The sequence below is a fragment of the Streptomyces sp. NPDC055287 genome, from assembly GCF_053646035.1.
Map to the genome: position 1 here is coordinate 1 of NZ_JBSHNE010000017.1, position 23,951 is coordinate 23,951.

General features: G+C 71.3%; 20 protein-coding genes, 1 tRNA gene, 1 rRNA gene and 1 pseudogene. 6 read left to right on the forward strand and 17 right to left on the reverse strand.

Features of this window, described 5'->3' with window-relative positions; genetic code table 11:
* Positions 1-93 (forward strand): 5S ribosomal RNA (gene rrf / locus ACWIHY_RS24585); the annotation flags it as partial.
* 121 nt (positions 94-214) lie between these two features.
* Positions 215-1,180: a YihY/virulence factor BrkB family protein gene (locus ACWIHY_RS24590; protein ID WP_454377829.1), complete on the forward strand. Its 966-nt coding sequence runs from the start codon at positions 215-217 to the stop codon at positions 1,178-1,180.
* 17 nt (positions 1,181-1,197) lie between these two features.
* On the opposite strand, the gene ACWIHY_RS24595 is transcribed toward ACWIHY_RS24590, so the two are convergent.
* Genes ACWIHY_RS24595 through ACWIHY_RS24610 form a run of 4 tightly spaced genes read right to left on the reverse strand, consistent with a single transcriptional unit; the run spans position 1,198 to position 4,540 of the window.
* A complete protein-coding gene (locus ACWIHY_RS24595) occupies positions 1,198-1,686 on the reverse strand; it encodes a thioesterase family protein (protein ID WP_454377830.1) in 489 nt (162 codons plus the stop codon).
* Position 1,687: 1 nt separating this feature from the next.
* Complete coding sequence (locus ACWIHY_RS24600) at positions 1,688-2,671, reverse strand: 3-hydroxyacyl-CoA dehydrogenase NAD-binding domain-containing protein (protein WP_454377831.1); 984 nt, start codon at positions 2,669-2,671, stop codon at positions 1,688-1,690.
* Between the two features lie 17 nt (positions 2,672-2,688).
* Complete coding sequence (locus ACWIHY_RS24605; RefSeq protein WP_454377832.1) at positions 2,689-3,582, reverse strand: 3-keto-5-aminohexanoate cleavage protein; 894 nt, start codon at positions 3,580-3,582, stop codon at positions 2,689-2,691.
* Positions 3,583-3,634: 52 nt separating this feature from the next.
* Positions 3,635-4,540: a TetR family transcriptional regulator C-terminal domain-containing protein gene (locus ACWIHY_RS24610; protein ID WP_454377833.1), complete on the reverse strand. Its 906-nt coding sequence runs from the start codon at positions 4,538-4,540 to the stop codon at positions 3,635-3,637.
* Between the two features lie 280 nt (positions 4,541-4,820).
* On the opposite strand from ACWIHY_RS24610, the gene ACWIHY_RS24615 reads away from it, so the two are divergent.
* Positions 4,821-5,924: a terpene synthase family protein gene (locus tag ACWIHY_RS24615; protein ID WP_454377834.1), complete on the forward strand. Its 1,104-nt coding sequence runs from the start codon at positions 4,821-4,823 to the stop codon at positions 5,922-5,924.
* On the opposite strand, the gene ACWIHY_RS24620 is transcribed toward ACWIHY_RS24615, so the two are convergent.
* The 6 genes from ACWIHY_RS24620 to ACWIHY_RS24645 form a co-directional block, all read right to left on the reverse strand.
* Positions 5,899-7,428, reverse strand: a complete 1,530-nt coding sequence (locus ACWIHY_RS24620; protein ID WP_454377835.1) for a cytochrome P450 — start codon at positions 7,426-7,428, stop codon at positions 5,899-5,901. The genes ACWIHY_RS24615 and ACWIHY_RS24620 overlap by 26 nt on opposite strands.
* An 83-nt stretch (positions 7,429-7,511) precedes the next feature.
* Entirely contained in the window at positions 7,512-8,111 is a 600-nt protein-coding gene (locus ACWIHY_RS24625) for a GTP-binding protein (RefSeq protein ID WP_454377836.1), read from the reverse strand.
* On the reverse strand, positions 8,092-8,457 hold the full coding sequence (locus ACWIHY_RS24630; RefSeq protein ID WP_454377837.1) for a DUF742 domain-containing protein: 366 nt from the start codon (positions 8,455-8,457) through the stop codon (positions 8,092-8,094). Before ACWIHY_RS24630 ends, ACWIHY_RS24625 begins: the two co-directional genes overlap by 20 nt.
* Complete coding sequence (locus tag ACWIHY_RS24635) at positions 8,454-8,861, reverse strand: roadblock/LC7 domain-containing protein (protein WP_454377838.1); 408 nt, start codon at positions 8,859-8,861, stop codon at positions 8,454-8,456. Before ACWIHY_RS24635 ends, ACWIHY_RS24630 begins: the two co-directional genes overlap by 4 nt.
* Positions 8,858-10,429, reverse strand: a complete 1,572-nt coding sequence (locus tag ACWIHY_RS24640) for an ATP-binding protein (RefSeq protein ID WP_454377839.1) — start codon at positions 10,427-10,429, stop codon at positions 8,858-8,860. The genes ACWIHY_RS24635 and ACWIHY_RS24640 overlap by 4 nt, the downstream gene beginning before the upstream one ends.
* Before the next feature lie 318 nt (positions 10,430-10,747).
* Positions 10,748-11,170: a DUF350 domain-containing protein gene (locus ACWIHY_RS24645; protein ID WP_454377840.1), complete on the reverse strand. Its 423-nt coding sequence runs from the start codon at positions 11,168-11,170 to the stop codon at positions 10,748-10,750.
* 136 nt (positions 11,171-11,306) lie between these two features.
* Between ACWIHY_RS24645 and ACWIHY_RS24650 the strand changes: the two genes are divergently transcribed.
* Positions 11,307-11,618 carry a hypothetical protein gene (locus ACWIHY_RS24650; protein ID WP_454377841.1) on the forward strand — a complete coding sequence of 104 codons (312 nt, stop codon included), beginning with the start codon at positions 11,307-11,309 and terminating at the stop codon, positions 11,616-11,618.
* Between the two features lie 146 nt (positions 11,619-11,764).
* Here ACWIHY_RS24650 and ACWIHY_RS24655 read toward each other — a convergent pair whose 3' ends face one another.
* Complete coding sequence (locus ACWIHY_RS24655; RefSeq protein ID WP_454377939.1) at positions 11,765-13,099, reverse strand: RNA polymerase sigma factor; 1,335 nt, start codon at positions 13,097-13,099, stop codon at positions 11,765-11,767.
* Positions 13,088-13,387, reverse strand: a pseudogene (locus ACWIHY_RS24660) (RNA polymerase sigma factor region1.1 domain-containing protein); the annotation flags it as partial. The gene ACWIHY_RS24655 and the pseudogene ACWIHY_RS24660, both read right to left, overlap by 12 nt.
* Positions 13,388-13,482: 95 nt before the next feature.
* Here ACWIHY_RS24660 and ACWIHY_RS24665 point away from each other — a divergent pair.
* Entirely contained in the window at positions 13,483-14,280 is a 798-nt protein-coding gene (locus tag ACWIHY_RS24665) for a cobalt-precorrin-6A reductase (RefSeq protein ID WP_454377842.1), read from the forward strand.
* Here ACWIHY_RS24665 and cobF read toward each other — a convergent pair.
* Together cobF and ACWIHY_RS24675 are read right to left on the reverse strand one after the other, a co-directional pair.
* Positions 14,237-15,013: a precorrin-6A synthase (deacetylating) gene (cobF, locus tag ACWIHY_RS24670; protein ID WP_454377843.1), complete on the reverse strand. Its 777-nt coding sequence runs from the start codon at positions 15,011-15,013 to the stop codon at positions 14,237-14,239. The genes ACWIHY_RS24665 and cobF overlap by 44 nt on opposite strands.
* Positions 15,010-15,552: a DUF309 domain-containing protein gene (locus tag ACWIHY_RS24675; protein WP_454377844.1), complete on the reverse strand. Its 543-nt coding sequence runs from the start codon at positions 15,550-15,552 to the stop codon at positions 15,010-15,012. The genes cobF and ACWIHY_RS24675 overlap by 4 nt, the downstream gene beginning before the upstream one ends.
* 147 nt (positions 15,553-15,699) lie before the next feature.
* On the opposite strand from ACWIHY_RS24675, the gene ACWIHY_RS24680 reads away from it, so the two are divergent.
* Positions 15,700-15,776 (forward strand) — tRNA-Pro (locus ACWIHY_RS24680).
* A gap of 88 nt (positions 15,777-15,864) precedes the next feature.
* Here the strand turns inward: ACWIHY_RS24680 and ACWIHY_RS24685 are convergent.
* The 3 genes from ACWIHY_RS24685 to ACWIHY_RS24695 are packed head-to-tail and all read right to left on the reverse strand — an operon-like array spanning position 15,865 to position 23,808.
* Positions 15,865-18,309: a SpoIIE family protein phosphatase gene (locus tag ACWIHY_RS24685; RefSeq protein ID WP_454377845.1), complete on the reverse strand. Its 2,445-nt coding sequence runs from the start codon at positions 18,307-18,309 to the stop codon at positions 15,865-15,867.
* On the reverse strand, positions 18,306-20,867 hold the full coding sequence (locus ACWIHY_RS24690) for a SpoIIE family protein phosphatase (RefSeq protein ID WP_454377846.1): 2,562 nt from the start codon (positions 20,865-20,867) through the stop codon (positions 18,306-18,308). Before ACWIHY_RS24690 ends, ACWIHY_RS24685 begins: the two co-directional genes overlap by 4 nt.
* 7 nt (positions 20,868-20,874) lie before the next feature.
* Positions 20,875-23,808: an AAA family ATPase gene (locus ACWIHY_RS24695; protein WP_454377847.1), complete on the reverse strand. Its 2,934-nt coding sequence runs from the start codon at positions 23,806-23,808 to the stop codon at positions 20,875-20,877.
* Positions 23,809-23,951 lie beyond the last annotated feature (143 nt).

Consider the following 23,951-nt stretch of genomic DNA (forward strand, 5'->3'; position numbering starts at 1 on the left):
ACGCCCGGTTACATTCCGAACCCGGAAGCTAAGCCTTTCAGCGCCGATGGTACTGCAGGGGGGACCCTGTGGGAGAGTAGGACGCCGCCGAACAAATTTTATGCCCCGGCCCCTGGACTTATGTCCAGGGGCCGGGGCTTTTTTGCGTTCAGGGACTCGTAGTCTCAGGACCGGAGTTGTCCGAACAAGGTATTCGAGTGAAAGCTGGCCTCCGATGGGAACTGTGGTGCATGTCCCCCAGACTCGGGACATGATCGGGGAGGAACTCTCCGGCGACGAAGCGCTGACGGCTCTGCGGCACTACGGCGGGCGCAAGCTGTTCCTCGACGCTTTTGCGCGCTTCCGGTACGCGGACGGCTTCAGCCATGCACGGTCGCTGGCCTTCCAGGTGGTGCTGGGCATAGTGCCGTTCGCCATCGCACTGGTGGGCGTCGCCGCGAGTGTCCACACCGACAGCGTGGGGCGGGTGGTGGAGCTGACGCTCGGGCACATCGTGCCGGGTGCGAGCAACGAGCTGGTGGAAGATGCCCTCGCGGACACCCGGCGCAGCGCCGGCGGCAGTACGTCGATCGCGGTCGCGATGTGGCTCGGCCTTGGCTTCGCCGTTCTGAACCTGACCTCGGCCATGGGCCAGATCGAGCGCGGCAGCAACCGCATCTACGGGATTGAGAGAGACCGGCCCTTCCACGTGAAGTACGGCCGGAGCCTGCTGCTGGCTCTCGGGGCCGGGCTTCCCATGGTGCTGGGCTTCCTCGTCCTCGTCGCCGGCGAAGCGGTGGGCGATTCGCTCGTCGAGGCGCTCGGATGGCCGGAGTCCCTGCTCGACGTGTGGGGGCCGCTGGAGGTGCCGGTGGGTGTCCTGCTGGCGCTGCTCGCGTCCGCGGTGATCTTCCGCTGGGCACCGCGGCGCGACCAGCCCGGCTACACCTGGCTCGCTGTCGGATCCGCCGTGCACCTGGTTCTGTGGGTGGCGGCGACCTGGCTGCTGGCTCTGTACGTCGCCAAGAGCGGTTCGTTCGGTGCGGTGTACGGTCCGCTCACCGCCTTCGTCGCCCTGATGCTCTGGGCGAACCTCACCGGGATCGCACTGTTCCTGGGCGTCGCGTTCGCCGCCCAGCTCGAGGCCGCCCGTGCGGGCATCCACGAGCCGGTGAGGCCCGATCCGGGACCGGGTGCCTGAGCCCCCGGTCGGCGCGGTCAGGCGGAAGGGATCTCCGCGATCGAGCGACCCGCCCACACCGGGGGCTCTTCCTTCTGGTTCGTCAGCCGCTCCCTGATCGTGTCGGGGAACGGGGCCGCCCGGCCCGCCTTCTGGTCGACGTGGACCGCGAGCAGCTCGGTCGTCGCCACGGGGGCGGCGCTTGGGGCAGGCGTCGCGTCGGCCTCGTCGAGCACGTACATCTCGTGGGCGAAACGCGCCTTCTTCGCGTCCACGCCCAGAATGCGGGTGCGGACAGCGAGGTGGCTTCCTTCCGCGACATCGCGCAGATAGCGGATGTGTGCCTCGACCGTGTAGAGCGAACAGCCGGTGCTCTCGCGGTACGAGGAGTGCAGGCCGGTCTCGATCATCATGGCGTCCGTCGCGTGCCCGAAGACCAGGACGTAGAAGGCCTCGCTCATATGGCCGTTGTAGTCGATCCACTCGGGCCGCACGGTCTTGTGCAGGAGGGGGAGGGGCTCGTTCATCTCACTTCTCCAGTCGTCCGGTAGCCCGGAGTACGTCGATCACACCCTGGTCCCGCAGTGCGACCAGCTCCGCGATGGTGCGGCCGTCGGCCGCCTCGTCGCATCCGGCGACCACCGCGTCGTACAACTCCTTGTCCAGCTCAGGTGCTTCGAGCCGCGTCCACGGTGACTTCAGCGACGGCCCGAAGTGGTCCAGCATGTGCGCCATGCCGCCGTCGCCGCCCGCGAGCGCGAAGGTGAGCATGGGGCCCATGAACGCCCAGCGCAGCCCGGGCCCTTCGGTGATCGAGTCGTCGATCTCGCGCACCGAGGCCTCACCGTTGGCGACCATGTGCAGGGCCTCGCGCCACAGGGCCTCCTGGAGGCGGTTGGCTATGAAGCCGGGGACTTCGCGTTCCATGGTGATGACGGACTTGCCCGCCACCTCGTAGAAGCGCGAGGCCCACGCGACGGCGTGCGATGCGGTCCGCTCGCCGCCGACGACCTCGACGAGAGGGATGAGGTACGGCGGGTTGAAGGGGTGCCCGACGACCAGGCGTCCGGGGTCGGCGGCGGCCGTCTGCATGTCCGTCATCGGGTAGCCGGAGGTGGAAGAGGCGATGACAACGCCGGAGGGCGCGGCCGCGTCGAGGCGGGTCAGCAGATCGCGCTTGAGCTCCAGCTTCTCCGGTGCGCTCTCCTGGACGAACTGGGCCTCCGCCACCGCCTCTTCCAGCGTCGCGGTGACCGTCAGCCGGTCCCGTGACGCATCGTCGGCCAGGCCCAGCTGCTCCAGCGCGGGCCAGGCGGCGTCCACCAGGCGGCGCAGCCTGTCTTCGGCGTCGGGGGCCGGGTCCCAGGCCGTGACGTCGTAGCCGCGGGCCAGGAAGTGGGCCGCCCAGCCGCCGCCGATGACTCCGGCGCCGACGCAGGCGATGCGGCGTACGTCTTCGGGGGCGCAGGGGGCGGGGGGTGTGGTGGTCGTCGCGGTGGTGGTGTCAGTCATGGGCGGTCCTCTCTCTGCTACGCGCGGGGCTTGAGGCCGAGCTGGTGCCGGGCCTCGTCCGGGGTCGCGACGCGCGCTCCCAGCGACTCGGTGATCGTCACCGCACGCTCCACCAGCTGTGCGTTGGTGGCCCTGTTGCCCTTGCCCAGGTACAGGTTGTCCTCCAGGCCGACCCGCACGTGCCCGCCGAGCAGGATCGACTGGGCGACCCACGGCATCTGCATCCGGCCGAGCGCGAAGCTGGCCCACTGGGCGCCGTGCGGCAGCATGTTGACCATCGACTGGAGCACGCCCGGGTCGGCGGGGGCGCCCCACGGGATGCCCATGCACAGCTGGAAGACCGTCGGGTCGTCGAGCAGCCCCTCGGCGAGCAGCTGCTTGGCGAACCACAGCTGTCCGGTGTCGAAGATCTCCAACTCGGGGCGCACACCGAGCTCCTGGACGCGCTTGGCGCCCGTACGCAGCATGTCGGGGGTGGAGACGTACAGGTTGCTGCCGTCACCGAAGTTGAGCGAGCCGCAGTCGAGAGTGCAGATGTCGGGCAGCAGGTCCTCGACATGCGGGAGCCGGTCGAGTCCGCTCACCAGATCGGTGCCCGGCAGGTGCTTCAGTGGCTCGTCGGGGTCGATGACCAGGTCGCCGCCCATGCCGGCGGTGAGATTGATGACGACGTCGGTGCCGGTCTCCTTGATCCGCTCGACGACCTCCCGGTAAAGGCGCGGGTCGCGGGACGGAATGCCGCTCTCCGGGTCGCGGACGTGGATGTGCACGACGGCGGCGCCCGCCTCGGCGGCCTCGACGGCCGAGCGGGCTATCTGTTCGGGGGAGACCGGCACATGCGGGCTCTTGCGGACGGTGTCACCGGCGCCGGTGAGGGCGCACGTGATGATGACTTCCTGGTTCATGGGCATGGGGGAGCCTCTCCTGGAGGAGTGGTTCGGACTGGTGGGGGGAGGGGGTGGTTCAGCGCTTGTGGTGGGGGAGGGGTACGGACAAGGTGGCGTCGACGTACGCGAGCAGCGCTGCCTGCATGTCCTCGGGGCTCGTGCCTGCTTCCGCGCCGGGTGCTGCGGCCAGTACCTGGGTGGCCAGGCCGTCGATGAGCGCCGTCAGCCGCAGCGCGTCGGCGTCCGGGTCCGTGGTGGGGCGGAAGACGCCCTGGCCGACGCCGCGCCGCAGGACATCGGCGACCGTGGCCCGCCACTGGCGGTAGTACGCGATGTGCAGCCGGCCCACGGCGGTCGAGCGGGCCGCCTCCGCCCACAGGTCGAGCCAGACGCTCCACTGCCACCGCTGCTGCTCGGTGTACGGCGTCTGGAGCTCGATCAGCTGCCGCAGCTCGTCCGCCGCGTCCCCCGCGTCGGCGATCCGGGCAGCACGGCGGGCGGTGTCCTCGTCCATGCACCAGCGCACGGCCGCTTCCAGCAGCTCGTCCCGGCCGGGGAAGTGGTAGTGGATGGCGGCCGTGCTGGTGGCGCAGGCCTCGGCGATGTCGGCGACACGTACGGCATGGAAGCCGCGCGCGGCGATCAGTCGCACGGTCTCCCGGACGATCTGGAGCGGCCTGCCGCCCTCGGCCGCCACGACGGCGGCGCGGTCGCGGCGTACGGCGGAGGGCTTCGCGGAGGCCTCCGTACGGAACCCGAGCAGCCAGCCGGGGTCCACATCGGCTGTATCGGCGATACGGGCCAATTCGGCCACTGTGAACCGTCGGGCACCGCTGAGCGAACGCGACAGTTTTGACGGATCCATGACGATCCGTCGGGCGAACTCGCGCTGGCTCACCCCGGCGGAACCGATCACCTGACGCACCCGCTGGGCGACCTCACCGCCGGAGTCGCCGACTCGGCTTCCGGGTTCTGGCTGCATGGTGGGCCACCGTACCCACGCGTTGAGGAGAGCGCAACGAGACGAACCAATGAGGCTTTGTGCCACACGGGAATCAGCTTGGTGATGAGGTGCTGACTGATGCGTCAGTCGGCGGCGCAACCCGTGAGAACCCCCGGCACAGCGGTGAAAGCGGACTTCTGCAACTTTGGGCAACTGCCGATCAACTTGGTGCAGGCAACGGCCAGTTGCATTGTTATTGCTGGTCGGACATGGGCATATAGGCCCCAGCGTACGCGGGGCACTTAGGAGGAGGCCGAACATGACCGTAATCTCGCCACGTCGACTGGGCCAGCAACTGCCGAGGGTGCCCTTCTACTGTCCGGTGCCGTCCGTCGTCCACCCGTCGGCCGAGGCGGTCAACGACATGACGGTGCGGTGGATGCTCCAGCAGAGCCTCGACGCGGACGATCATCAGCGCAGGCGGCTCGCCCTCTGCGACTTCGGCGGTCTCACGGCAGCGACCATGTCGTACGGGCAGCTCGAGCCGCTCACCCTGATGGCCAAGCTGCACGCCGTGCTCTTCTCGCTCGACGACGGCGTGTGCGACGAGGCCTACGTCACCGCGGACTCGCTCGCTCAGGAGACGTCCCGGATCATGCGCGCCATCGAGGCCCCGGCAGCCGCTCACCGGCCGGAGAACTCGCCGCACGCGGCGGCGCTGCGCTTACTCCGCCTCGAGCTGGAGCGATACGCGTCCCGGCAGCAGATCCGCCGCTGGACCGACGCCATGCGCGTCTACACCTCCGGGCTGGTGTGGGAGGCGGCCTGGCGGCGCAGTCCGGACCTGCCCTCGCTCAATGACTACGTGACGATGTGGATGAAGGCCATAGGGATGGCCCCTTCCACCGCGATGATCGAAATCGTCGCCGGGTACTCGGTACCCGACAACGACCTCGAGGACCCGCGCGTGCGGGCACTCACCGAGATCACCTGGACGCTGGTCAGCTGGGACAACGACCTCTACTCCCGCAACAAGGAGCTGCTGCGGGCCGACGACAACCTCAACCTGGTCGACGTCCTGTGCCAGGAATTCGACTGCGACCCGCACCACGCGCTCCAGGAGGCCGTGGCGATGCGGGACCGTGTCATGGTGCTCTTCCTCCGGCTGCGCGACCAGGTGCTGAGGGACGCGGGAGGCGGACTGCGCAGGTACGTACAGGGGCTCGGGCAGTTCATCCGAGGGCACCTCGACTGGGCCTCCGTCTGCCCGCGTTACAGCGTGCCCTCGACAGCGTCGGGCAAACCGGACGAGGGGTGGTGGAAGCAGCGTCCCGCCGACGACAGCTTCGAGCCGCTTCCCCTCCCGACGATCTCCTGGTGGTGGGACCAGCTGGCGGTCAGTAGCCGCGCCACCAGCGGGTGACCGCCTGCCACATCCGCTTCGGTGCCACCGGCCGGCGCTGAGCCGGGATCATGACCGGCGTCTGCCCCGCCGCGGGCGGCGCGGGCACGGATTCCGGCGAGGGCCCCGGCACTTGGGCGGGCTGTGGCGTGCTCGCTGCGGCCGGGGAGTTCACCTGCCAGTCCGGCTGCGGCGTCGTACGCGCGGCCGTGGTCATGGAGCCCGCGGAGTCGGCCTCCGGCCCTCGCGCGGCGAACTTCACCGGGAGCGCCATCAGATGCCTGGACATCAGAGCGCTGCTGTACTTCAGCTCGTGCTCCTCGACCGCGAGCTGAAGGTCCGGCAGCCGCATCAGCAGCGCGTCGACTCCGGTGTCGGCGATGGCGCGTCCGATGTCCTGCCCCGGGCACTCGTGGGGCCCGCCGCTGAAGGCGAGGTGGGCCCGGTTGCCCTGCATCGAGGCGTGCGGGTCGGGCCGTACCACCGGGTCGACGTTGGCGGCGGCGATGCCGACGATGAGGGCGTCGCCCTTCCTGATCCGCTGGCCGCCGAACTCGGTGTCACCCACGGCCCAGCGGCCGAGGATCGTGGTGAACGGCGGCTCGTCCCACAGCGTCTGCTCGACCGCCTCGGGCAGCGTCATGTGGCCGCCGCTGAGCTGGGCACGGAAGCGCGGGTCCGTGAGCACCATGCGCAGTACGTTGGCGATCAGATTGGCGGTCGTCTCGTACGCCGCGATGAGCACCAGCCGCAGATGCTGGCTGACCTCGTCGTCGGTGAGCCCGGCCGGGTGCTCGACGAGCCAGGTGGTGAAGTCCTCCTGGGGCGCGATCCGGCGCTTGGCGACATGCCTGGTCAGTACGCCCATCACATAGGCGTTGCTGGCGTTCGCCGTCGCTGTGCCCTTGATCATGTCACGGGCGGACTGCACCATCCGCTCGTTGTACTCCTCGGCCATGCCGAGGATCTGGCACATCACCATCATCGGCAGGTGCTCGGCGAACCGGCCCACCAGATCGGCCTTGCCGTCCTGGCAGAAGCCGTTGACGAGCCGGTTGCTGTACCGGTTGATGTGGCGGCGCACACCCCGGGTGTCGATACGCGCGATGCTGTCGGTGACCGCGCCGCGCAGCCGCTCGTGGTCGGCGCCGTCGGCGAAGACGCAGATGGGCTGCCAGGTGAAGACGGGGGCCAGCGAATGGTCGGGGGGCACGGTGCCGTCGGCTACCAGGCGCCAGCGGCGCGAGTCGCGGGAGAACTGCGACGGGGTGCGGGTCATGTGCAGGTTCTCGGTGTGACCGAGGACCAGCCAGGCCGGTACGTCGTTGTTGAGCAGCACGGGGGCCACCGGGCCGTGCTCGGCGCGCAGCTTCTCGTACACGGCCATCGGGTCGTTCGCGTGCTCGGGCCCGTACAGCCGGCGCAGGCCGCCGGGGCCTGTTCCGGTGATGGCGTGGGCCGGGCATCCCGGGGGCGGAAGAGCCCCGCCGTCCGCTCCGGGCAGATGGTGGAAGGGGGTTGTCACGGTCACTCCAGGGATCGGGAGATCAGGCCGGCAGGTACGGGGCCCCGGCGGTGCGGGGCCCCGGCAGGTACAGGACCCGGCGGTTACAGGGACAAGGAGTGCAGATAGTGCATCAGCGTCAGGAGGACGTCACGGCAGGACCCGCGCCCTCGCGCGTCGCAGTCCACTATCGGCACTTCCGGGGGCAGGTCGAGGGCGGTGCGCAGGGCCTCGACCGGGTGCCGGGGCGCGTCGGGGAAGGTGTTGATCGCGACGACGAACGGCACCCCGCGCTCCTCCAGGCGCCCGATCACGTCGAAGCTGACCTCCAGGCGGCGGGTGTCGATCAGCACCACCGCGCCCAGGGCGCCCTCGAAGAGCCCGTTCCAGAGGAACCAGAAACGCTCCTGGCCGGGTGTGCCGAAGAGGTAGAGGATCAGTTCGTCGCTGATGCTGATCCGGCCGAAGTCCATGGCGACGGTGGTGGCGGTCTTGCCCTCCAGGTTGTCGTCGACGCCGACCCCGGCCTGGGTCATGGTTTCCTCGGTGGTCAGCGGACGGATCTCGCTGACGGAGCCCACCATCGTCGTCTTGCCCACACCGAACCCGCCCACGATGACGATCTTGACCGCGGCATTGGCCGTGTCGGGGAGGATGTCCTCGCTGCGCGGGCCGGTGATCGTGTCAGAGCTTCTGAAGTCCATGCATCACCGCTTCGAGGAGGGACCTGTCCGGCAGGGCGGCGCGGACGATGGGAGCCCGCGATTCGATCAGTTCGGTGGCGAGGAGATCGGTCAGTAACGCCGTCACGACGCTGAAGGGCAGGCTGAGGTACGCCGAGATCTCGGCGACGGACAACGGCGCCCGGCACAGCCGCAGGATGGCGGCCTGTTCGGGCTGCACCGTCGGTGACGGTTCGGTGCGGGAGACGACCATCGTGACGAGGTCGAGCGGGGCCCGCTCGGCACCGTCCGGGCCGCCGGTGAGCACGTACAGCCGCTCCGGGTCCTTCGTCCCGGGTTGTCGCCGTTCTCGTTTGGGGGGACTCATGCGATCTGCCCGTCATGGCGCGGAGGGCTCGTCAGGTGGGCGCCGATACGGATGACCAGGTCGCGCATGCGCGTCCCCATGAGGCCCGCGTCCACCGTGTCGTCGGCGAGCACGGCGAGGTACGCCCCGGTCCCGGCTGCCATCAAGTAGAAGAGGCCCCCGTCGACTTCGATGACGACGAGCCGCATCTTGCCCTCGCTGTACGGGATCTCAGCGGCGACTGCGCCGGCGAGGCTCTGGAGCCCCGCGCAGGCCGCCGCGAGCCGGTCGGCGGCGTCGGGGTCGCCGCCGTGCCGGGCGATGCGCAGTCCGTCCGCGGACAGGACGACGATCTGCTGGACCTGCGGAACCCCGTCGGCCAGCTCCTTGAGCATCCAGTCGAAATTCGCCCGTTGCTGGATCACTTGAGATCTCCCTTGTCCAACGCGTCGTCGGGTTCGTCATCGGCGGACGGGTCCGGCGCCGTGCCGTTGAACCCCTTGGTGAAGGCTTCGAGCCAGAGCCCAGGCTCCGGCTCCTCCTTGGCCGGCCCGCCATGGGCGTGGCCGTTGGCGTGGCCGTTGAGCGGCGGGCGCTGCTCGGGCGGCAGGTTGTGGGAGCCGAGCGGTGCGCGGCCCCGGCTGCGGCGCTGCGGCAGCCCCTGCGCCGTCCATTCGGTCACCTCGGGGACGTCCTCCTCCCTGGCGAGCGGCACGTGCGCCGGCCGCTTCGGCTGAGCGACCGGACGCGGCTTGCGCCGGGGGACACGCGCCTCTTCCGCCTCGGACAGGCCGGACGGGCCCTGCCGGGGAACCGCGGTGGCTCCGATGCCGTGGGCGATGCCGGGGGCGGGGCCGGTCGTGATCACTTCGCGCGGCACGATGAGCACCGCGCGGACGCCGCCGTAAGCGGACTGCCGCAACGAGACCTTGAGGTCGTACATCTGCGAGAGCCGGCCGACCACGGCCATGCCGAGCCGCGGTGTCTCACCGAGGTCGTTGAGATCGATGCCCGCCTGGGCCTGGGCCAGCATGCGCTCGGCCCGGCCCCGGGCCTCCTCGCTGAGGCTGACGCCGCCGTCCTCGATCTCGATGGCGATGCCGGTCTGCACCTCCACCGCGGTGACGTGCACCCGGGTCTGCGGGGGTGAGTAGCGGGTGGCGTTGTCGAGGAGTTCCGCGCAGGCGTGGATGAGCGGTTCGACGGCCGTGCCGATGATGGCGACCTTGGCGATCGAGTGCAGATCGACCCGTTGGTACTCCAGGATCCGGGACATCGCGCCGCGCAGGACGCTGAACAGCGGTACGGGCTCGGGCCATTGACGACCCGGGCGGCCGCCGCCGAGTACGGCGATGGAGTCGGCGAGGCGGCCGATCAGCGAGGTGCCGTGGTCGATGCGCAGCAGGTCGTCGAAGACCGCGGGGTTGCGCCCGTGGTCCTCCTCCATCAACCGCAGCTCGCTGGACTGCTGGTGGACGATGGCCTGGACGCGGCGCGCGATGTTGACGAAGGCGCGCTGCGCGGAGTCGCGCATTGCTTCCTCGTTGTCGACGATCTCGAGGACGGAGCGCACCAGGGCGCGCTCGGGCCCGGGGAGTTCGCGATACGTCGGGTCCCCGTCCACGAGGTCCCGCATGACCTCGGCGGGCGACTGGCCCTGCCGCAGGCGGCGGATGGTGGCCGGCAGCAGTTCGTTGCTCAGCCGCAGGGTCTGCCGGTCGTGTCCGGTGACGCGCTGGTCCAGAAGGGCCAGGCGCTGGCCGTACTCCGCGCGCAGCGCGCGCATGGCCCGGCCTCGGCGTACGACTTCCGAGGCGACGGCCGTCACCACCACGGTCGCGAGGGCGCCGAACCAGAGGACCGGTATCCGGGCGGGGCCCGGCACGACGACGAAGGCGGCCGCGGTGGCCGCGGCCATCAGGAGGACGGGTGGCACGAGCGCGCGGAAGAAGGGGGATTCTCGGTCAGTCGGAGGCGATTCAACGCGAACCATGTAAACCCTCTGGCGGTCGATTCGGGGGATGTGTTTCGAACTATCAGGACACTTGCGAACAAGTGCGTGATTTCATATCAACTCGGCGCGCTTCGAGCGAGCTTAGCCAGATCGGATCAGTGCGACGGCATATTCACGTAACCCTCTGCACGGGCCATCCCGGCGGGTTTAGACTCGCCAATTTTGCACACTGGGCTCATGAGTGTGCGCAAGGAGTAACCGAACGGGTGACGAATGGGCCCTGTGTACGCACAAAGGCCGCCCCCGCGGTAGCGGGAGCGGCCTCGGCCGAGCGATGGGCCTGTCGTCTACTTCCGTTCAGGCGATGGACGCCGAGATGATCGCCGCCACAGCCACGTTGCACGAAGCGGTCACCCACACCGCCGGGTGGGGCTCTTCCTGGACCAGTGTCTCGCCCAGCTTCCCCGGCGTCACCAGGTCGACGACGAGGAACGCCACTGCCATCATCACGAGCCCCAGCACTCCGAACACGGCTGTCGACACGAGCCCCTTGCCGAAGTCGTTGTACGTCGTCCAGATCGACGTGAACACGATCCCTCCGATGCCCAGCAGCGCCGAACTGAGCAGCAGCGCGGCGTTGCGGTTGCGCTCCTCCCAGATCTGCCGGCCGAGCTTGCCCGGCGTCAGGGCGTCCACCAGGAATATGCCGAGCGTCAGCAGCACCACGCCCAGGGCCCCGTAGGCGGCGGAGCGGCCAAGTCCGTTGACGATGTCTTCCATTGGTCTCAGTTCTCCGCGCGTGAAGTGGATCGTGGTCAAGGCGAGGCAAAACCTATCGCACGGGTGTCCTGGCGTGGCCGGACGGGTTGCGGGGCGGCGCAACGGAGCGTCGTACGACCGATTACGATCCGAACTCATGAGCGCTTCTGACCAGGAACAGGCAGTGACCGACCCCTCGACCGTACGGACCGGCGGCCTCACGCCCCGCCAGGCCAGGCGCATGCGCATCGCCGCCGCTTCGGTCCTGATGGTGGCGGTGGCGGCGGTCCTCGCCGTGCGGCTCGCGAGCCGGTCGTCGGTTCTGGTCGTGGGCGTGTACGGGCTCGCGCTGATCCTCTGCGGGGGCGTGATCGAGCTCAGCCGACGCGGACGCACACGGCTCGGCACCTGGCTGCTGGTGGCGGGCCTGGCGGCGGCCGTGGCGGCGGACGCGTTCCTGATCCCCTGACCGTGCGAGGAGCGGCCGATGGCCGCCGAGCAGCGGCCGGCGCGGTGAAAGGGGCCGGAACGCGGCTCGGCGCCACGGGCGAATGATCCGCCCGGGGCGCCGAAGCCGGTGTCCGTGTCGACGGGGCCCTGAAGCCCCGGGACCTCTTAGTCGAGGTAGTCGCGCAGGACCTGCGAGCGCGACGGGTGGCGCAGCTTCGACATCGTCTTCGACTCGATCTGGCGGATGCGCTCACGCGTCACGCCGTAGACCTTGCCGATCTCGTCCAGCGTCTTCGGCTGGCCGTCCGCCAGGCCGAAGCGCATCGAGACCACGCCCGCCTCGCGCTCCGAGAGGGTGTCCAGCACCGAGTGCAGCTGCTCCTGGAGGAAGGTGAAGGAGACCGCGTCGGCCGGGACGACCGCCTCGGAGTCCTCGATCAGGTCACCGAACTCGCTGTCGCCCTCCTCGCCGAGCGGGGTGTGCAGCGAGATGGGCTCGCGGCCGTATTTCTGGACCTCGATGACCTTCTCGGGGGTCATGTCGAGTTCCTTGGCCAGCTCCTCCGGGGTGGGCTCGCGGCCCAGGTCCTGGAGCATCTGGCGCTGCACGCGGGCCAGCTTGTTGATGACCTCGACCATGTGCACCGGGATACGGATGGTGCGGGCCTGGTCGGCCATCGCGCGGGTGATCGCCTGCCGGATCCACCAGGTGGCGTACGTCGAGAACTTGAAGCCCTTGGTGTAGTCGAACTTCTCCACCGCGCGGATCAGACCGACGTTGCCCTCCTGGATGAGGTCCAGGAAGAGCATGCCGCGGCCCGTGTAGCGCTTGGCCAGCGAGACCACGAGACGGAGGTTGGCCTCCAGCAGGTGGTTCTTGGCACGGCGGCCGTCCTCGACGAGGATCTCCAGCTCACGCCGGAAGATCGGGTCCTGCTCGTCCTCTTCCTCCAGCTTGTGCTCGGAGAAGAGACCCGCCTCGATGCGCTTGGCGAGCTCGACCTCCTGCTCGGCGTTGAGCAGCGGCACCTTGCCGATCAGCTTCAGGTAGTCCTTGACCGGGTCGGCGGTGGCGCCGGCGACCATGACCTGCTGCGCGGGCGCGTCGTCCTCGTCCTCGTCGGACAGAACGTAGCCGTCACCCTGCTGCGGCTGCTTCGTCGGCTTCTCGTCCGCGTCGTCGGCGGCGGCCGACTCGTCGGCCCACGCGTCGCCCTGCGGCTCCTCGGGGGCCGCGGCGGCCTTCTTCGCCGCGGTCTTCTTGGCGGTCGTCTTCTTCGCGGCGCGCTTCGCCGGGGCCGCGGGGGCCTCGTCGCCGGCGGCGGAGTCCATTACCGATATTGACGCGGGAGCCGCCTGCGACGTCGCCGAAGCGGTCTTCTTGACGGTCTTCTTCACGGCGGCCTTCTTGGTCGCCGGGCGCTTCTCCTCGTCCCTCGCGACGGTCTTGCGCGCACGCTTGACGGGCGCCTTGGCCGGAGCCTTGGGCGCCGTGACCATGAGCGTCACGCCTTCTTCGTCGAGGACCTGGTTGAGGCTGCGCAGCACCCGCTTGAGCTGGTCCGCGGGAATGCTGTCCGCCTCGAAGGCGTGGCGTACGTCGTCGCCGTTGATGTGACCCTGCTCCTTGCCACGCTCAATGAGCGCGACCAGGGAAGGGGATTCCGCAATCTCCTGTGGGAACGGGCGGGACGGACTGACCGACACGAGGAGCCTCTCGTAGCAAAAATGATGACTAGGCGAGGTCGCATGACGTATGGGGCAGCGCGACGACACCTGTGGGTTCATCGCACGCTCGCGCCATTTCGTTACGCCTTGAATAGAGTGACCTGAACCACTTTCCCGAAACAGCCCGCTCGGGGCCCCTCCGGTAGCGTGACGGCATGATCACCGGCACTGGCCATGTACTGATACTCGGCGGTACGACGGAAGCCAGGCAGCTAGCGCGGACACTGGCACCGGTCCCCTTCCTGCGTGTGACGACCTCGCTCGCAGGACGGGTGACACAACCAAGGATGCCTGATGGTGAGATTCGCGTCGGAGGCTTCGGCGGCCCGGGGCCGATGGCGGCCTGGCTGCGCGAGCACCGGGTCACCGCAGTGATCGACGCCACACACCCGTTCGCCGCCCTGATCAGCGCGAACGCGGCGACAGCGGCGTCCGCCGCGGGCATCCCGCTGGTCGCCCTGCGCCGCCCCGGCTGGCAGCCGGGCCCCGGCGACCACTGGCACCACGCCGACGGCCTGGACGCTGCCGCCGCGCTGCTCCCGGGGCTCGGACGCCGGGTGTTCCTCACCACCGGCAGACTCGGCCTGGCCCCCTTCGCGGACCTGGACGGGCTGCATTTCCTCGTACGGTCGGTGGAGCCCCCGGAGCCGCCGCTGCCGCGCCACACGCAGCTCCTCCTGGACCGCGGCCCGTACACCGTGGAGGGCGAGAGGGAGCTGCTGCGTACGTACGCCGCCGACGTCCTGGTCACCAAGGACAGCGGCGGCCCCGCGACCGCGGCCAAGCTCACCGCGGCCCGCGAGCTCGGCCTGCCGGTCGTGGTCGTACGGCGGCCGCTTCCGCCGTCCGGTGTACGAACCGTCCCGGATGCGGCCGGGGTGGTCGGGGAACTGGAGCGTCTCGGGTGCCTCAGCCCCGGCGCGACTCCCGGCGCAGCAGATACGTGTCCATGATCCAGCCCTTGCGGGCGCGGGCCTCGGCACGCAGCCGCAGAATCCGGTCCGAGACCTCGGAGAGTCTGCCGGACACGAGGATCTCGTCGGCGGTGCCGATGTAGGCGCCCCAGTAGATGTACGGGTTCTCCTCGGCGTACCGCTGGAAGACCTGGTGCGCGTCGAGCATCACGACCACGTCGTCCGTGCCCTCGGGCCAGCCCTCCGCGAGACGTCGGCCGGTCGTGATCTGGACGGGCCTCGCGACCTGGTTCAGCCCGGTGCGGTGGCGGGCGACCAGCGCGGACACACTGCTGACGCCGGGCACGACGTCGTAGTCGAAGGCCACCTCCCCGCGCTCCAGGATCTCCTCCAGGATGCCGAGCGTGCTGTCGTACAGCGCCGGATCGCCCCACACCAGGAACGCGCCGGTCTGGTCCTCGCCCAGCTCGTCGGTGATCATCCGCTCGAAGATGTCGGCCCGGCGGCTGCGCCAGTCGCCGACCGCGGGGGAGTAGTCGGCGCCCCCGGCCCTGCGGTCGCGGTCCGGGTCACGGCCCTCGACCAGCCGGTACTGCCGCCCGTCCGCGATGTGACGGTCGAGGATCTCGTGCCGCAGCCGGATCAGGTCCGACTTCTCCTCGCCCTTGTCGAGCAGGAAGAAGACGTCGACCGTGTTGAGCGCTTTGACGGCCTGGATCGTCAGATGGTCCGGGTCGCCCGCGCCGATGCCTATGACATGAATCTTTCTCACCGGACGGAGTCTGCCCCATCGGCTCCGCCCGCTCCGTCCCGCCCGCGCAGGCGAGGAGCGTTCCCGGCAGCCGCCACGGGCTCGTCCTGCCCCATCACCCGGTCGGCCAGCGCCTCCGCCCAGGCGGTGAGTTCCGTGAGGGCGATCCCGTACGGACGCGCGTCGCCGTACGCGGCGAGTCCGGCGCCCCCGCGCAGCAGCAGCGTCGCACCGCCGCTCCTGTTGCCCCGGGCCGCGTGGGTGAGACCGACGGCGAGCTGGGCGAGGCCGCGCCACAGGGCGCGTTCCGCCTCGGGGCCCGACTTCCAGGCGTCCTCGAAGACCTCGTGCGCGTGGAAGGGCATACCGGCGTCGAGCAGCCGCTGCGCCTCGCGCACCGTCTCGTCCCCGGTGCGTTGCACCCCTTCGGGCTGCCGGGCCACGCCCTCGGCCCCGTACGGCAGCGGCCTGCCGAGCCCGTCACGCGGCCGCGCGCTGCGCGCCCGGCCCTCGGGGTCGCGGTCCCTCCTGTCCAGCTTGTCCTGTTCCTTGTCGTCCATCCGCCCATTGTCACTTGTTGACGTACGCGCTCACCGGACCCGTCCGCAACAGCCGTTGAAGCCCCGCCGGCAGTCGGGACCACTCGCGGAGTGAGGTATGGTTCTGTTGCGCGCCCAGCCAGGGGAAACCCCAGGTCAGGCGGGCACCGGGACGTGGCGCAGCTTGGTAGCGCACTTGACTGGGGGTCAAGGGGTCGCAGGTTCAAATCCTGTCGTCCCGACCAGCGTTTACGCGGGTCGAAGGCCGTGTCGGAGCATTCCGATACGGCCTTTTCGGTTTTCCCGGCGTCAAGTGGCGGGCCGCCGTACGGATTAGAACGCGTCGTCCCCCTCGTCCGGTACGAGCGGCTGTTCGGCCCAGATGGTCTTGCCGGTCGATGTGTAGCGCGTGCCCCAATGCCTGGTCATCTGCGCGACGAGAAAGAGGCCCCGGCCGCCTTCGTCGTCGCTGCCGGCATGGCGCAGATGGGGTGAGGTGTGCCCGCTGTCGGAGACCTCGCAGATCAGGGTCCGGTCGCGGATGAGCCGTAGCTGGATCGGACCGGAGGGGGCGTGGCGGATCGCGTTGGTGACGAGTTCGCTGACCACCAGTTCGGTGGTGAACGACAGCTGCTCCAGTCCCCATTCGCCGACCTTTTTGGTGGCCACGGCGCGGGCGTGGGCGACCGCTTCCGGTTCGGCGGTCAGGTCCCACACGGCCACCTGGTCACGGCCGAGCATGCGCGTACGGACGAGCAGCAGTGCCACGTCGTCGTCCACGGCACCGGGCAGCAGCGCCGTCACCGTACGGTCGCACAGCTCGTCCAGCGGGCGCCGGTGCTCGGTGAGGACGGAGCGCAGCCCGTCGAGCTGCTGGTCGAGGTCGCGCTCGCGGCTCTGCACGAGGCCGTCGGTGAACAGGGCGACGAGGCTGCCTTCCGGAAGGCTCAGCTCCGCAGTCTCGAAGGGCAGGCCCCCCAGGCCGAGCGGCGGACCCGCGGGCAGGTCGGGGAAGGTGACGGAGCCTGCCCCCGGGTCGACCACGGCGGGGGACGGATGGCCGGCCCGGGCCACCCTGCACAGGCCGGACACGGGGTCGTACACCGCGTACAGGCACGTCACGCCGAGCGCTTCGTCGTAGGGCATCGTGTCGCCGTCGACGGGGACGGCCCCCTCGTCGGCCGCCTGCGTGACCAGGTCGTCCAGGCGCGCTAGGAGTTCGTCGGGCGCGAGGTCCAGCCGTGCGAGCGCCCGTACGCTCGTGCGCAGGCGGCCCATGGTGGCGGCCGCCCGCAGACCGTGACCGACCACGTCACCCACGACCAGGCCCACCCGGGTGCCCGACAGGGCGATGACGTCGAACCAGTCGCCGCCCACACCGGCCTTGTTGTCCGCGGGCAAGTAGCGGTACGCCAGCTCCACGCCGGACAGCTGCGGCAGGTTCTGCGGCAGCAGGCTGTGCTGGAGCATGAGGGCGGCGGTGTGCTCGCGGGTGTAGCGGCGGGCGTTGTCGATGCTCACGGCGGTCCGGGCCACGAGTTCGTCGGCCACCGCCAGCTCCCAGGCGTCGAACGGATCGCGGCGGCGGTCCCAGGCGAAGGTGACCACGCCCAGGGTGGATCCCTCGGCGCGCAGGGGCACGGCCAGCCGCGCGCGCGGCTGCCCGTCGGCGCCCTCCGCGTTTCCCGGGGGTTCCCGCACCGGGCGGCCGGAGGACAGGCTGCGCGCCTGCGGGGAGTCCGGAGGGTAGTGGGTCCGCGGCCGTTCACCGGGCCGCTCCCGGGTGGCGGCTCCGCTTTCCGGTCCCCGCACCCGGACCACGGTGCCCGCCGGGACGCCGGGGGTGGGGTGATCACCTTCCAGTACGGCCTCCACGAGGTCGACCGTGACCTCGTCGGCGAACCGAGGGACGGCGACCTGCGACAGCTCCTGGGCCGTACGGGCCATGTCCAGTGTCGTGCCCACCTGCCTGCCGGCCCGTACCAGCAGGTCCAGCCGCTGCTGAGCGAGGTAACGGTCGGTGACGTCCATCGTCTCCTCGCACACCCCCAGCGAGGTGCCGGCGGGGTCCCGCAGCCAGTAGTAGGAACACGACCAGACGTGGTCGCGCTCCGGGTCCGAGGGCGGGCGGCCGCGGTAGTGGAGTTCGGTGACGGGCTCGCCCGTGGCGAGCACCCGCCGCATCGTCTCCTCCAGGGTCGGCGGATATCCCTCGGAGAGAATCTCGCCGTCGGCGACCATGTCGTCGGGGCCCAGTCCGACGTACTCCGTGGCCCCCATCTCCTGGTAGAGCGCCACATTCGTCCACACGACCCGCAGATTCGTGTCGTAGATGGCCAGGCCGACGGGCGACTGGGTGGCCAGGCCACGCAGCATCGACTGCATGGCCTCCCACTGTTCCGTCTCCTCGGCGTCGGCCACCGCCAGCAGCAGGGCGGGCCCGGTGCCGGCGGGGGACATCGCGAGCATGGACGAGGCCACGCGCACGATGCGCCCGTCGCGGTGACGCATCCGCAGCACCCGGCGGCGGACCGGGGCCGCGCCCGGCCGGTCCACGCCCGGCAGATCCGCGGCCGTCCCGCTCTCGTTTCCGCGACCCGCCAGGAACGTGGCGACGGGCCGCCCGAGTACCTCCTGCGGCGGATACCCCAGCAGCCGTTGCGCCGCCGGACTCCAGCCGACGACCACGCAGTCTGCGTCCAGCACGGCCGTGGCCGCCCTGGAGACGTCGAGGGGGCCGAGGAGATCGACGTCGTGCGCCGCGTGCGCCGGGCTCATGGCACCTGCCTCGTCGGTTCCGTCCAGCGGGCGGCGAGCAGCAGCGCGATGTCGTCGGGCCGGTCGGCGGCCTGCCGGGCCTCCCGCACCAGGCGGTCCGCGGTCTCGCCGAGCGAGGACGAGCCGGCTGCGGAGAAGGTGGCGCGCAGCCGCTCGATGCCCTGGTCGATGTCGGTTCCCGGCTGCTCCACCAGGCCGTCGGTGAACAGGGCCAGGACGGCGCCCGGCTCGAGCAGCAGCTCGGTGACGGGATACGACGCCTTCTCGTCGATGCCCAGCACGATGCCGCCGGTCAGGTCGAGTACCTCAGTCGTACCGTCGCCGTGGCGCAGCAGCGGCTGCGGGTGTCCCGCCCGCACGGCCTGCGCGGCGCCCGACACCGGGTCGAGGACGATGTAGCAGCAGCTGGCGAACTGGCCCGGGTCGATGTCGATGAGCAGCCGGTTGGTGTCGCGCATCACCTCCTGCGGGTCCTGTCCGGCCAGGGCGAACGCGCGTACGGCGCTGCGCAGCTGGCCCATCGTGGCGGCCGCCGCGACGCCGTGTCCCTGGACGTCGCCCACCACCAGGGCCAGCCCCTTTCCGGTGCGGACCACGTCGTACCAGTCGCCCCCCACATCCATGCCCTGGGTGCCGGGCAGGTACCGCGCGACGGTGTCGACCTGCTCGACGACGGGCAGCCGGTGCGGCAGCAGCGCGCTCTGGAGGCCGCGCGCGAGGGCGGCTTCGGTGTCGTAGCGCTGGGCTCTCTGGAGGGCCTGCGCGATGAGACCGGCCAGGGCGGTGAGGACCGTGCGCTCTTCGGGGCTGAAGCCGCGTGGCCGGTCGAAGCCGAGGATGCACGAGCCGACGGGGCGGCCGGAGGCGATCAGCGGCAGGAAGGCCCGGGCGCCGACATGCGCGTCCATCGGGATACCGGGGTAGGCGGCGGCCAGGTGTTCCATGGACTCGAAGAACAGGGGGCGGCCCGAGGTGAGCGTCTCGACTCCGGGCAGCTGGGCGTCGAGTGGCACACCGTCGAAGCGGTCCAGGAACCCCTGTGGGAAGCCGGTTTCCCACGCCAGGTACAGATGCCTCTCGCTGAGCAGGTAGATCGCCAGCTGACGGCCGCCGAAGGCGGGCAGCAGCTCGTCGGTGACCACGGCGGACACCTGGCGCGCCGTGACCGCCTCGGTCAGCGCGATGGCCAGGGCGACCGGGCGGTACAGCGCCGACGCGCGGTCGGCCGGAGAGCCGAGCCCGGTGCCCGGCCTGCTGACCGACCCCGGTGTGTACGTGGGCTCGTCCGCCGGGGCGAGCGTGGCGGTCAGGCCGTCGTGTCCCGTATAGAGCGAGACGGACAGCCACTCCTGCGGACCGGGCGCGCGGCGGGCCGTGAAGTGGACGTCCTCGTCGGACATGAGTGCGGCCCGGAAGTGCTCCTCGTGGGCCGGGTGCCCGAACCACGGCAGGACCTCCCACAGGACCCGGCCGATCAGCTGGGTCCGGGCGTGGCCGAGCAGCGTCTCCGCGCTGTGGTTCAGATAGGTGATCCGCCCGACCCGGTCGAGGGAGAGGATGGCGCGCGGAAGCCGGTCCGTCGCCTCCGCGACGACCGGCCCCGGGCCGAAGTCCGCCAGGAAACCCTTCAGGTGGCCCCCCACGCCACCCCCTGGCGGCCGGGCGCGGGCGGTGAGTTCCAGCAGGTGCGGCCGCCCGTCGGGGCCCCGCAGCCGCATCCTGCGCGTCGCCGGGGCACCGGACTTCGCCACGTGCCGGGCGACGGCCCACAGTCCGTACGCGTCCTCCGGCGCCAGCCGCTGCGAGAGGGCCTCGATCGTGCCGGGAAAGGCCGCCGGGGAAGTGCCGAGAATGGCGCACAGCTCGTCGTCGGCCGTCACCGTGCCCCTGGCCAGGTCCCAGTCGAAATTCCCGATCCGCACCGGCGGCGTAGTGACGGACGGCAGGTGGAGGCACACCGGCTCGCCCTCCCACTCCACTGCCCCGCCGCCCGCGGACAGCTCGGCCAGCGCGGAGGAGAGCCGTTCCCCGGCCTGCCGGATCCGCCGGCGGTCGGTCTCGTCGACGGGGACCCCGCTCGTGGCCGCGCGCAGCACCACGAGCACGCCGAACTTCTCGTCCCCGTCGGCGACGGGAACGTACAGGGAGCCGAAAGGGTATGGCAGACCGGCCATGAGCTGCGGGAACCGCCGCATGGACTCCTCGGCGTCGGCGAGGTGGACGGGCTGGCCCGAGCGGTGCGCCTCGGCCACCGGGAACGGGCGGTTCACGTGCATGCGCCACCAGGGGCGGAACAGCGCGCCCGGCAGCCCGCCCAGTACCGCCAGGCGCAGCAGCCCCGGAGTCCGAGTGCGCAGGTAGACGCCGCCGGCGAACCCGCCGGTGGACTCGATCGCGTTCACCGCGGCTTGGGCGAGCACCAGGGCCAGTTCGTCAGGAGCTTGACCGTTGCTGTTCGGGTCGCCGGTCGTCACCCCGCGCTTGCTCGGCGGTGCGGGCCCGGCCGCGCCGTACCAGGTCACACAGCAAGGATGCTCCCCGGCTGCCGTGCCGCGCATCTTCGCGTCAGCCGGCCGCCGGGTTTTCCGTGGCGGCGGACGCCGGCCGGTGGCCCGGCCAGGCGCTCAGGGCGGTCGCCAGCTGGGCGCGCGAGCGGACGTCCAGCTTCTGGTAGATGCGCGTCAGCCGGGCCTCGACGGTCTTCACGCTCAGATACAGCTTCGCCGCCGCCTCCTGGTTGCTGGCGCCCTGGCCGACCAGCAGGGCGAGGCGCAGCTCCGCGTCCGTGAGCGAGGAAAGCGACGTGTCGCCACCGGCCGGGACGGGTTCGGCCGTACGGGACGACGTCTCCGTCGTCAGCCCCAGCCAGGGAACCGCACCGGCCCGTTCGAAGACCGCCGCCGCGGCATGCAGCGCGCTCTGGGCGGCCGACCGTCTGCGGCGGCGGCGCTCCACACGGGCGAGCGCGATCAGCGCCCGGCCGCGCTCCAGCGGCAGGCCCGCCACGCCGAAACTCTCCGCCGTACGGGACAGCAGGTCCGCGGCCTCGTCCGGCTTCCCGCTCGCCGCCAGGTACAGCGCGTACGCCCGGTCACAGCCGAGGAGCACCGTCGTACGGCCGAGCCGCTCCGCCACCGGCCGCACATCGTCGAGCAGGGCAGCGGCCTCCTCCTGGGCGTCGTTCGCCAACAGTGCCTCGGCGAGTTCCTCGTGCCAGCGCAGCATGGACGGGTCGACGGTCGACTGGGCGCGCTCGTCGGCCTGGACCCGGCGCAGGCTCTCCAGCGCCGACGCCACGTCCCCGTTGACGAGCTGGACCCGGCCGAGCGCGTACAGACTGCGGGAGAGGAAGACGTGGTCGCCCTCCTCCTCGGAGGCCCGGACACTGCGCCGGGCGTAGCTCGCGGCGCGCTCGAAACTGCCGCCCGCGGTCTCCGCGAGGGCCAGCGCGTACCAGGCCGGCCCGGGCGAGAGACCCGCCTCCAGCGTCAGGGCGAGCGACCGGCCCGCGTGGGCGAGCGCCGCCGCGCACTGCCCCTGCCGGGCCTCGATCTCCGCGAGGGTACTGAACAGCTCGATGGAGTCCTCCACCGGTCCGCGGCGCTCGACCAGCGGCAGCAGGGCGTTGAGCTGGTCGCGGGCGTCGGTGAGCCGGCCGTCGAACATCGCGTGGCGGATCGTCAGTATCTGCGCGGCGTTGCGGATACCGAGCGGACGCTCGAACACCTCCAGGGCCCGCGCCTCGGCCAGGACCCGCTCGGCATCGGGCGAGCCGAGGACACGGTCCATGCGCGCCTGTACGGTCAGCGCCCGCGCCGCGGTCCTGCGGTCGCCCACCGAGCCGGCCAGCGCGGCGGACTCGACGGCGGCGGCCCTGGAGCGCACGGGATCGCCGTCGGCCAGGACGTATTTCACCGCCAGCCGGAGCAGGACGGCCGCGCGCAGCGCCGTGTCGCTCTCGGAGTCCTCCATGGCGTGGACGTAGAGCTCGTCGAGGTTGCACAGGCCCTGGCCCGCCGTGTCCAGCACCGCGAGCCGCGCGCGGACGCGGTCGGCCGGTGCGGCGTCCCGGGCCAGCAGATCGGTGGCCGCCCGCATGGCCAGGTCGGCGCGGGCGGCGCGGGCCGCCTCCTCGGCCGCGTCGACGAGCCGGGCTATCCGCTTGGCGCCGTGCTGCACGGGTGTGGACTCGGCGGCGAGCAGGGCGAGTTCGGCCGCCAGGGCGCTGTTGCCGCGGCGCCGCGCGATATCGGCGGACGCCGCGACCTCGGCGGCCAGCGCCCCGTCGGGGATGTCGGTGGCCAGGGCCCGGTGGCGTACCGCCTCGACGGGATCGTCGACGACCCGCGCCAGCGCGGCGTGGCCGGCGCTGCGCTCGGTCCAGCAGGTGTCGTGCACGAGGGTCGACGGCAGCACCCCGGCCGTGAAGCCGACCGTCCCGTCCTCTCCGAGGGAGACCAGGTTCGCGCGTTCGGCGGCGGCGAGATCGGCCTCGGCGGTGGGGCGGCCGGCCCGGCGGATCAGCGAGGCCGTCGGGCGCAGCGCGAGCGCGGCCAGCAGGAGTGTCGCGCGTACGCCGGGCGAGGCGGCGCCCAGGAGCTGGCGGGCGAGGTCGCGGGCGCGCCCCGACAGCGAGAGCGCCTCGGCGTGATGCACCGGAGTGCGCGCGTCCGCGAGGGAGCGGCCGACGGCGAGCGCGAGCCGCGGATTGCCGCCGCTGGCCCGGTGGATCCGGCCCGCCATCCGGGAGGGAAGCCGGTGATGGATGAGGAGTTCGGCGATCTCGTCGGCCTGGAGCGGCGGTACGAACAGGACGTCGGCCTCGGAGGGCACCCACAGGGGCTCCGGGCCGGCGGCCGGGTCCGGTCGCGGCGTACCACGGTCAGGGGGGTCGGAGCCGTACGGGGACGGTGTCTCGACGGCGAGCACCCGCAGCGCGGACGGAGCCAGATGCAGGGCGAACCGCATGAGGTCGGCGCTCGTGTCGTCGACGCGCTGCACGCCGTCGACGACCAGCAGGACGGGTCCGCGCGCGGCGAGGGTCCGCAGGATCTGGGCGAGGGCGAGCCGCAGGGCGATGGGGTCCCAGCCGCCGTCGGGGATGAGCGCCTCGCGGCACAGCATGGCGACGGCGCTGCGCTGCGGGCCGGGCAGCCCGTCGAGAAGGTCGTAGGTCCCCGGTCCGCCCGGGTCGCCCTGACCGCCGGGTCCGCTGTGGGCCCTCCCGGGCGCGGGCCAGGACACGCAGGCCGCCACGGAGGCGACGAGCGCGGCGGCGGCGGCCCCCTGAATGTCACGGTCGGCGGGGAGCGTGGCGAGCCAGATCACGGTCTCGCCGCGGGACTCGGCGCGCGCGGCGGCGGCCAGGGCGAGCTCCGTCTTGCCGACACCGGCGGGGCCGGTGAGCAGGGCGCGGCCGCGGGCGTGCAGGACCCGTTCGAGCCGCGCGAGGAGCTCCGTCCGCCCGACCGGCGCGGGTCGGTACACCGCCGACGTCACGAACCCACCACCACCTTCAGGCGTGCGCGAGCCCTCTGCCCGTGCGAGCAGAGAATACGAAGTCGGCAGCCGCCGTCCAGACCTGTTGTCCGGCATGCGGACACGCGTGCGACGGGGCGCGCCCGCGAAATGCCGCGAGCGCG

Coding starts and splice junctions, on each gene's coding strand:
- ACWIHY_RS24590 (WP_454377829.1), top strand. CDS start 215: ATGGGAACTGTGGTGCATGTCCCCCAGACTCGGGACATGATCGGGGAG.
- ACWIHY_RS24595 (WP_454377830.1), bottom strand. CDS start 1,686: ATGAACGAGCCCCTCCCCCTCCTGCACAAGACCGTGCGGCCCGAGTGG.
- ACWIHY_RS24600 (WP_454377831.1), bottom strand. CDS start 2,671: ATGACTGACACCACCACCGCGACGACCACCACACCCCCCGCCCCCTGC.
- ACWIHY_RS24605 (WP_454377832.1), bottom strand. CDS start 3,582: ATGCCCATGAACCAGGAAGTCATCATCACGTGCGCCCTCACCGGCGCC.
- ACWIHY_RS24610 (WP_454377833.1), bottom strand. CDS start 4,540: ATGCAGCCAGAACCCGGAAGCCGAGTCGGCGACTCCGGCGGTGAGGTC.
- ACWIHY_RS24615 (WP_454377834.1), top strand. CDS start 4,821: ATGACCGTAATCTCGCCACGTCGACTGGGCCAGCAACTGCCGAGGGTG.
- ACWIHY_RS24625 (WP_454377836.1), bottom strand. CDS start 8,111: ATGGACTTCAGAAGCTCTGACACGATCACCGGCCCGCGCAGCGAGGAC.
- ACWIHY_RS24630 (WP_454377837.1), bottom strand. CDS start 8,457: ATGAGTCCCCCCAAACGAGAACGGCGACAACCCGGGACGAAGGACCCG.
- ACWIHY_RS24640 (WP_454377839.1), bottom strand. CDS start 10,429: ATGGTTCGCGTTGAATCGCCTCCGACTGACCGAGAATCCCCCTTCTTC.
- ACWIHY_RS24645 (WP_454377840.1), bottom strand. CDS start 11,170: ATGGAAGACATCGTCAACGGACTTGGCCGCTCCGCCGCCTACGGGGCC.
- ACWIHY_RS24650 (WP_454377841.1), top strand. CDS start 11,307: ATGAGCGCTTCTGACCAGGAACAGGCAGTGACCGACCCCTCGACCGTA.
- ACWIHY_RS24655 (WP_454377939.1), bottom strand. CDS start 13,099: ATGGTCACGGCGCCCAAGGCTCCGGCCAAGGCGCCCGTCAAGCGTGCG.
- ACWIHY_RS24665 (WP_454377842.1), top strand. CDS start 13,483: ATGATCACCGGCACTGGCCATGTACTGATACTCGGCGGTACGACGGAA.
- ACWIHY_RS24675 (WP_454377844.1), bottom strand. CDS start 15,552: ATGGACGACAAGGAACAGGACAAGCTGGACAGGAGGGACCGCGACCCC.
- ACWIHY_RS24685 (WP_454377845.1), bottom strand. CDS start 18,309: ATGAGCCCGGCGCACGCGGCGCACGACGTCGATCTCCTCGGCCCCCTC.
- ACWIHY_RS24690 (WP_454377846.1), bottom strand. CDS start 20,867: ATGCGCGGCACGGCAGCCGGGGAGCATCCTTGCTGTGTGACCTGGTAC.